Genomic DNA, 8,139 nt, shown 5'->3' on the forward strand with positions numbered 1-8,139 from the left:
CCGCCAGTACCTGTGCCGGTGATCCTGTCGTTTCCGTTCCCTGTATTCAGACTGCCACGGTTGTTAGCGATGCCTGTCCCAACTCCACCGTCGCCACCACTGAATTGATCTATGCCGCCGTTACCGCCAGTACCTGTGCCAGCGATCGCGTCGTTTCCGTCCCCTGTATTCAGACTGCCACTGTTAGCAATGCCTGTCCCATCTCCACCGGCGATGCCGTCACCGCCTTTAACATCGCCGCCCTTGCCGCCCTTCCCTGTGCCGGCGATCGCGTCTTCTCCGTCCCCTGCATTGAGACTGCCACTATTAGCAATGCCTGTCCCATTTCCGCCCTGATTAAAGTCGCCGATGCTGCCAGCACCCGTGCCCTTAATGGTGTCATTCCCTGAGCGCGTACAAATGAAACCTCCAGTTAAAATATCGATACCTATTGCTGGAGATACATTTAACTGTTCCCCGATTAAAGTGTCGGAACCAGGGGTGCCAATGAAATTGGGTGGAACGGTAAGTTTAGGCATAATCAAAATCCTTTTAATTAGGTTAGTCAGGTCAGTTTGCTCATTTTGACGATCAGTCTCTCAAAAAATTCTCGGAATCCTTTTTCCAAAAGCCATTCAGTGATTGAGTCTGCGTTCCAAGGAATTAATCAGATTCCAGGGCATTAAACCCCACATTCCGCAGGTGCGTTAGGGTTCGCGCAGCGTCTCGCAGAGAAGGTATCGCGTCATCTAATAGGCTGATAGGCATTTACAAGTAAAGAGAATTTTATTACTTTGTAATTATCAGTACAATTACCAGTATTTCACGATTTAGTACAATCTATCTTTAGAACTAACTCACCAGACGCAACTTGTAAAATTACCTACTTTTGTTCATCCACTGGGCGTTAATCTCAAAACCATTCAATACTAGAAATACTTCCATCGCAGCGTGATGCGATGGCCAGATATGGGATTGTTTCACTCCACTACGTTGCGATCGCAAGTCCCTGACTCAGCGCGATAAGCTAGAGTTAGCAGCAAAACTGATTCACAACATCTTGCAACAAACCTAGCTTGGAATAACAATGGCAACAGAACAAAAGCACAGCACCTATTTATCAGAAGCCGAAAGCCGTTTGCGTCAACTTTCTCCTGAGAAGTTGCCAGTAGCAGTTGCAATTATTGCTTATTTACAAAAAACAGAATCAAGCGAAGCTACTGAAAAACTATTATTAAATATTCCTGATTTTGCCGAATATTTCCGCGAAATTGAACAAAACGAAGACGAATTACAAAATACTCCCTCAAATCAAATTGCCTCAGATGAAGAAGTATGGCAGGCTTACTTAGCAGTTGAAAAAAAATGGGAAGAGGTATTCCGTCACCTTGCAGACTCCTAAATTTCTGACCAAGCCCCTTCGGGGCGGGAACAGGGAAGAGGGAACTCTTAACAGTGCAAGAATTAGCCCCGTTCGCGCAGCGTCTTTGCCAGGAGAAGATTTAGGGTACAGAGCAACTAAATTTATTTATGAAAGAAATAAAAACATTTTTTAAGGGGACGCGTAGCGCAAGAAAAAATACGTCCTTGTACAAATCCCCTAATTTTAATTATGGGGATTTCCCTGTTCCCTGTTGCCCGTTCCCTGTTCCCTTTTAATATTTCTCAAGTCTTAGATATTCACCAACGCCAAATTCAAAGATTTGGTGGAACATTAGGTGTTAGAGACGAAGGTTTGCTAGATTCAGCACTGGCACAACCTCAAGCTACTTTTGGCGGTGAACTTCTCCATCCAACAATTCACGAGCAAGCAGCAGCGTACCTGTACCATTTAGCAATGAACCATCCGTTTCTTGATGGCAACAAGCGCACCGCTTTTGCTGTTATGCTCACTTTTTTGATTTTAAATGGCTATACTCTCAACTTATCTCAAGAGCAAGCTTACAACTTGGTGATTCAAGTAGTTCAGAAAGAAATATCCAAAGAAGAATTATCTGCATTTCTGGAACTGCACCTACAGTGCAAGTAAATCGATAGAATAATGCTCTGTCCCCCCAGAGTGCATTACTTCCATGACTGCAACCTCAAAACCAGCCTTTTCTCCCCAAGAAATTGCGGCTGAAGGTCTTAAACCAGAAGAATACGCAGAAATTGTCCGTCGGTTAGGCCGTCATCCCAACAAAGCTGAACTGGGAATGTTTGGCGTGATGTGGTCAGAGCATTGCTGTTACAAAAATTCACGACCTCTACTCAAACAATTTCCCACCGATGGCGATCGCATCCTCGTCGGACCTGGTGAAAATGCTGGTGTTGTAGACTTGGGTGACGGACTCCAACTAGCCTTTAAGATTGAATCCCACAACCACCCCTCAGCTGTCGAACCATTTCAAGGAGCCGCAACGGGAGTAGGCGGTATTCTCAGAGATATTTTTACAATGGGTGCGCGTCCCATTGCTCTATTAAATTCCCTGCGTTTCGGTTCCCTAGAAGATGCCAAAACTCAAAGGCTGTTCCAAGGCGTAGTATCAGGGATTGCCCATTATGGTAACTGCGTTGGGGTACCTACCGTTGGTGGTGAAGTTTACTTTGACTCTGCTTACTCTGGTAATCCTCTGGTGAACGTTATGGCACTGGGGTTGATGGAAACAGCAGAAATCGTCAAATCTGGAGCATCTGGCTTAGGCAACCCGGTGCTGTATGTTGGTTCCACCACTGGCCGCGATGGTATGGGAGGCGCGAGTTTTGCTAGTGCAGAATTGAGCGATCAGTCAATAGACGATCGCCCGGCGGTGCAAGTGGGCGATCCATTTTTAGAAAAGTCTTTAATTGAAGCTTGTCTGGAGGCGTTTAAGACGGGTGCAGTTGTCGCCGCCCAAGATATGGGAGCAGCCGGCATTACCTGTTCTACTTCAGAGATGGCGGCAAAAGGCGGTGTGGGAATTGAACTGGATTTAGATAAGATTCCCGTCAGAGAAACGGGGATGGTTCCTTATGAATATCTACTTTCAGAATCTCAAGAACGAATGCTGTTTGTGGCCCATAAGGGGCGTGAGCAGGAATTAATTGACATTTTCCACCGTTGGGGACTTCAAGCCGTTGTCGCCGGGACAGTCATCGCTGAACCCATCGTGCGGATTTTTTTTCAGGGTGAAGTAGCAGCAGAAATTCCGGCTGAGGCTTTGGCGGAAAATACCCCACTATATCACCGGGAGTTATTGACAGAACCACCAGAATATGCGCGTAAAGCTTGGGAATGGACTGCTGATTCCTTACCTGATTGCACAACTGCTGGAATAGAACTCGAAGGAAACCTGCAAAGTTGGAATGATATTCTCTTAACTTTGCTCGATACACCCACGATCGCTTCTAAAAATTGGGTATATCGTCAGTATGACCATCAAGTACAAAATAATACTGTCATCCTTCCAGGTGGTGCAGATGCAGCCGTTATCCGTTTGCGCCCCTTAGAACAAATCCCCAATCTAAAATCCCAAATCGTTCGACTGAGCGAAGCCGAAGTCCCAAATCCCCAATCAGGAGTTGCTGCCACAGTAGATTGCAATCCTCGTTATGTTTATCTTGACCCCTACGAAGGAGCTAAGGCAGTGGTGGCAGAAGCTGCACGAAATCTTAGCTGTGTGGGTGCAGAACCTCTGGCGGTGACAGATAACCTTAATTTTGGCTCTCCAGAAAAACCCATTGGTTACTGGCAATTGGCAGAAGCTTGTCGCGGCTTGGCGGAAGGTTGTCGAGAATTGGCGACACCAGTCACAGGCGGAAATGTTTCTTTATACAACGAAACTCTTGATTCTCAAGGCATCCCCCAACCCATTTATCCCACTCCTGTTGTCGGTATGGTGGGCTTGATTCCCGATATAACCAAAATTTGTGGTCAAGGTTGGCAAACATCCGGTGATGTGATTTATCTTCTCGGATTGCCTCTGACATCGAAAATCAGTTTGGGAGCATCTGAATATTTAGCCACTATCCACGGGACAGTTGCCGGAAAACCGCCACGGGTAGATTTTGACTTGGAACGCCGTGTACAGAAAGTTTGTCGTGAAGGAATTCGTAATGGTTGGGTACGTTCAGCCCATGATAGTGCTGAGGGAGGAGTGGCGATCGCCATAGCCGAATGTTGTATTGCTGGCAACCTTGGTGCCGAAATCAATTTAGAAATAGCATCAACACAGTCAAATCGCCTAGATGAAGTGCTGTTTGCCGAAGGTGGTGCCAGGATTTTAGTCTCTGTAACATCAGCACAACAAGCAATCTGGGAATCATACTTACACGAACATCTCGGTCAAGATTGGCGAATTCTAGGTACAGTCGGCAATTTTGAGACAGATTTGAGGGTTTTCACCACTGATAATCAAGCCTTAATCAAAGTTAGTATCGAAGACATGAGCGATCGCTATTCCCATGCCATCGCTAGACGTATCAACATCCACACCACTACCCCTGAAGAAGTTAGGAGTTAAAAGTCAGGAGTTAGGAATAAAAAGCATAACTCCTAACTCTTTTGTTAACTTTCTTGAACATAATTACGGTACTGTTTTAATGGATGGTTAAAGATTTATTAAGAACTCTACCACCATCTATATAATCCCAGTGACTTGACTACCGATTTTAGACTTTGAATTTTAGATTTTGGATTGGGGGCATTGCTTCTGGTTTATGTCTTGCTCCTAGTAAGCGAAACAAATCTAAAATAGCCATTCTTAAATCCCAAGCCGCATCCCTACCACGGTGCGATCAATCCAAAAGACGCTCTCTACGAGACGCTGCGCGAACGCGGACTCGCTAACACTCCGCTATCGTCAATCGTTCGACTGAGCGTAGCCGAAGTCTCAAATCCAAAATTGATTGACCCCCCCACCAGGAGCAAAGCTAGCATGATTTCTATTCATTCTGTCACTTCGGATGAATACCCCGACCCCGACCAGACCAACAACCCAATCAATAGTCATGAAAATCAGCCTGACAAGCCAGAAGAAGCTTGTGGTGTTTTTGGCATCTACGCCCCAGGAGAAAACGTTGCTAAACTGACCTACTTTGGATTGTATGCCCTCCAGCATCGGGGTCAAGAATCAGCTGGTATTGCCACCTTTGAGGGAACACAAGTACATCTCCACAAGGATATGGGCTTGGTGTCTCAAGTTTTCAATGAGTCCATCTTGGATCAATTGCCTGGTAGCCTTGCTGTTGGTCACACTCGTTATTCCACCACAGGTTCTAGTCGCAGAGTTAATGCCCAACCCGCAGTGCTAGAAACCCGTTTAGGTTCATTAGCGCTTGCACATAATGGCAATTTAGTCAACACAGTGCGATTACGTCAAGAGTTGCTTGAGAATAAATGTAACTTAATCACGACAACAGACTCAGAAATGATCGCTTTTGCGATCGCTGAAGCCGTCAATGCTGGTGCAGATTGGCTAGAAGGTGCAACTCAAGCATTTCACCGTTGCCAAGGAGCCTTTAGTTTAGTCATTGGCACTCCCAGTGGCGTTATGGGTGTCCGCGATCCCAATGGCATTCGCCCCCTAGTAATTGGTACTTTAGCTGGTAATCCAATTCGTTACGTTTTGGCTTCCGAGACTTGTGGTTTAGATATCATTGGAGCCGAATATCTGCGAGACGTAGAACCAGGTGAATTAGTTTGGATTACTGAAGAAGGTTTGGCTTCTGATCATTGGAGTCAAAAATCTGAGCGGAAATTGTGTATTTTTGAAATGATTTACTTTGCCCGCCCTGATAGCATCATGCACAACGAGAGTTTGTACAGCTATCGGATACGGTTAGGGCGGCAACTGGCACAAGAATCTAATGTAGATGCCGATATTGTTTTTGGTGTTCCTGATTCTGGTATACCTGCTGCCATTGGATTTTCTCAAGCTTCTGGTGTCGCTTACATGGAAGGACTGATTAAAAATCGCTACGTTGGGCGAACTTTCATTCAACCAACCCAAGCCATGCGGGAGTCGGGTATTCGGATGAAACTCAACCCCCTCAAAGATGTGCTGGCAGGTAAACGAGTCATTATTGTCGATGACTCAATTGTTCGCGGTACCACCAGCCGTAAACTAGTCAAAACCTTGCGTGACGCAGGTGCAATCGAAGTACACATGCGAATTTCTTCTCCGCCTGTAACTCATCCCTGCTTCTATGGCATCGATACCGATTCTCAAGATCAGCTCATTGCTGCTACCAAGTCAGTGGAAGAAATTGGCAAGCAACTGGAAGTAGACAGCCTCGCCTATCTAAGTTGGGAGGGAATGCTAGAAGCGACACGAGAAGACACCAATAGTTTTTGTTCTGCTTGCTTCACTGGAGATTACCCAGTGGCGATTCCTGAGCAAGTGAAACGTTCTAAGCTGATCTTAGAAAAGGTAGTGGTGTAGGGGCTTAAAACTGAAGAACCCCACCCCGCCAAAGCTACGCTTTGTCTCCCCTCCCCGCAAGCGAGGAGGGGATTAAGGAATGGCGTGAAAGATTAGGATTCTTCTGGGGATGATTCTGATTTTTCTGGTTTGAGTAAGGGGAAGGCGATCGCATCCCGAATACTGGCACAATCAGTTAATAACATCACTAACCGATCAATCCCAATCCCTAAACCACCTGTAGGCGGCATACCATATTCCAAAGCTGTGAGAAAGTCTTCATCTACACCTTGGGCTTCTAAGTCACCAGCAGCTTTCCGCGCCGCTTGTGCTTCAAAACGTTCTCTTTGATCGATAGGATCGGTAAGTTCTGAGAAGCTGTTCCCAGTTTCTCGCCCAACTATAAATAACTCAAATCTTTCCACCAAACCAGGTTGAGAGCGGTGAGGTTTTGCCAAGGGCGAAATTTCTACAGGGTAATCAATTACAAAGGTAGGTTGAATTAAATTGGCTTCTACCTTCTCTTCAAAGGCTAAATTTAGTAACTTACCAATTGACTGGGCTTCATTTATACCAGGAATACCAGCATTTTTACTTGCTGTTTTGGCATCTTCCAAACTTTGGAACAAATTAAAATCCAAGCCTGTAAATTCTTTAACTAAATCGTGCATTGTCACTCGCCGCCAAGGTGGTGTTAAATCTATCGGTTCCCCTTGGTAGGTTATTTCCAATGTGCCGAGTACCTCTTGGGCAACAGTGGTAATAATCCCCTCAGTCAGCACCATCATATCGTTGTAATCGGCGTAAGCTTGGTAAACTTCAATCGTCGTAAATTCGGGATTGTGTCGAGTTGAAATTCCCTCATTGCGGAAAACCCGCCCCAATTCAAACACCTTTTCAAAACCACCCACAATTAACCGCTTGAGATGGAGTTCTGTGGCAATTCGCAGATACAACTCCATTTCTAAAGTGTTGTGGTAAGTGATAAATGGACGCGCATCTGCGCCCCCAGTCTCACTTTGCAAAACTGGCGTTTCAATTTCCAGAAAATCTCGCTGTTCCAAATAGCGGCGAATACCAGCAGTAATTTGAGCGCGACGGCGGAAAGTTTGCCGCACTTCCGGGTTTACAATCAAGTCAACGTAGCGCTGACGGTAGCGCTTGGCAACATCCGTTAATCCATGCCACTTGTCGGGTAGGGGCAACAGGGATTTAGTGAGGATAGTATATTGTTTAACGTAGACAGATAACTCGCCCTTTTCAGTCCGTTTAATAGTACCTTTGGCTCCCAGAATGTCGCCTGCATCTGTAAGTTGTTTTAAGTGATTGAAGGCATCGGCATCAATATCTGCCATACCTTCTTGAATGCGATTTTTATCCAGATAAAGCTGAATTGTACCGGTTTCGTCTTGCAAGGTGAAGAAAGCCAATTTACCAAAAACGCGACGCGCCATAATGCGTCCAGCTATGGCAACTTCTAAATCAACTTCTTCACCACTGGCTAAATCGGCAAATTGTTCTTGCAACTGCGCTGCATGATGGGTAGATTCCCAACGATAGGCATAAGGGTTAGTCCCTAGCTGCTTGAGTTGTTCTACTTTCTCCAGCCTGGCGGCTCGGATATCTTCTTCCGACATGGTAACGAACTAAATAGGGCAAGATTAATTATAGATGCTGCCAAAGTTGAGAGATAAACTAAATGTCTAAATTCTTATCCAAAATTTCTCAAAGTTCATCAGTTTGATCAAGTTTAGTTTGTACCCATGCTTCAATCACTTCT

General features: G+C 45.5%; 5 protein-coding genes and 1 pseudogene. 4 read left to right on the plus strand and 2 right to left on the minus strand.

All coding sequences use genetic code 11. From position 1 onward, the window contains the following. Positions 1-518: pseudogene (locus V7K97_RS13165) on the minus strand (hypothetical protein); the annotation flags it as partial. 548 nt (positions 519-1,066) lie between these two features. Between V7K97_RS13165 and V7K97_RS13170 the strand changes: the two are divergent. The 4 genes from V7K97_RS13170 to purF all read left to right on the plus strand — a co-directional run bounded on the left by V7K97_RS13170 (position 1,067) and on the right by purF (position 6,380). After that, the gene (locus tag V7K97_RS13170) at positions 1,067-1,381 is read left to right on the plus strand and encodes a hypothetical protein (protein ID WP_334801479.1); all 315 of its coding nucleotides are present in this window, start codon (positions 1,067-1,069) and stop codon (positions 1,379-1,381) included. Between the two features lie 210 nt (positions 1,382-1,591). After that, positions 1,592-2,008 carry a type II toxin-antitoxin system death-on-curing family toxin gene (locus V7K97_RS13175; protein ID WP_334801480.1) on the plus strand — a complete coding sequence of 139 codons (417 nt, stop codon included), beginning with the start codon at positions 1,592-1,594 and terminating at the stop codon, positions 2,006-2,008. Between the two features lie 43 nt (positions 2,009-2,051). Further along, positions 2,052-4,460 carry a phosphoribosylformylglycinamidine synthase subunit PurL gene (gene purL, locus V7K97_RS13180; RefSeq protein ID WP_334801481.1) on the plus strand — a complete coding sequence of 803 codons (2,409 nt, stop codon included), beginning with the start codon at positions 2,052-2,054 and terminating at the stop codon, positions 4,458-4,460. 414 nt (positions 4,461-4,874) lie between these two features. Continuing rightward, complete coding sequence (purF, locus tag V7K97_RS13185) at positions 4,875-6,380, plus strand: amidophosphoribosyltransferase (protein WP_334801483.1); 1,506 nt, start codon at positions 4,875-4,877, stop codon at positions 6,378-6,380. Between the two features lie 92 nt (positions 6,381-6,472). Here the strand turns inward: purF and lysS are convergent, their stop codons facing one another. Beyond that, a complete protein-coding gene (gene lysS / locus V7K97_RS13190) occupies positions 6,473-7,996 on the minus strand; it encodes a lysine--tRNA ligase (RefSeq protein WP_334801485.1) in 1,524 nt (507 codons plus the stop codon). Positions 7,997-8,139 lie beyond the last annotated feature (143 nt).

Origin of the sequence: Nostoc sp., from assembly GCF_036917815.1 — a bacterium.
Classification (GTDB): domain Bacteria; phylum Cyanobacteriota; class Cyanobacteriia; order Cyanobacteriales; family Nostocaceae; genus Nostoc.